Source organism: Ureibacillus suwonensis, from assembly GCF_042655065.1.
Lineage (GTDB): Bacteria > Bacillota > Bacilli > Bacillales_A > Planococcaceae > Ureibacillus > Ureibacillus suwonensis.
The window spans coordinates 1-654 of record NZ_JBHSNQ010000099.1; the positions used below are offsets into that span (position 1 = coordinate 1).

A 654-nucleotide genomic window follows, 5' to 3' on the forward strand; every position below is an offset into this window, starting at 1 on the left:
AAGCCATAGACTTTGATTTTATTTACGATCTTGTCAAAGATACCTATTGCCTAGATAACGGAAGGCCTAGTATTGATCCTGTTGTGCTCATTAAAATGGTCTTTGTGCAGTATTTATTTGGTATTCGATCCATGCGTCAAACGATCAAAGAAATTGAAACCAACGTGGCGTATCGATGGTTCTTAGGATATGGTTTCACAGAGAAAATTCCTCATTTTTCAACGTTCGGCAAGAATTATGTTCGTCGTTTTCAAGGTACTGATTTATTTGAACAGATTTTTTATCGTATTTTAAAAGAAGCGATGAATAAAGGATTAGTGGATGCATCTGTTGCCTTTATTGATTCAACACATGTCAAAGCGAGCGCCAATAAAAAGAAGTTCGATAAGAAAATTGTCCGGGCAGAAACAAAAAGCTATCAAGCGCAATTAGAGTTAGAGATTAACCAAGACCGTGAAAACCATGGAAAAAAGCCCTTTCCCCCGAAAGAGAATGAAGAAACCAAGGAAATAAAGGTCAGTACAACCGATCCTGATAGTGGCTATTACGTAAAAGATGAACGGGAAAAGATGTTTGCCTATTCTTTTCATACCGCCTGTGATGCAAAAGGCTTTGTCTTAGCTACCAAGGTAACGGGAGCGAATATTCATGATA

Annotated in this window: 1 protein-coding gene; it reads left to right on the forward strand. The window is 37.8% G+C overall.

All coding sequences use genetic code 11. The features are described from left to right. A partial coding sequence (locus ACFPOH_RS10825; RefSeq protein WP_390309642.1) for a transposase occupies positions 1 to 654 on the forward strand: 654 nt, incomplete at both ends.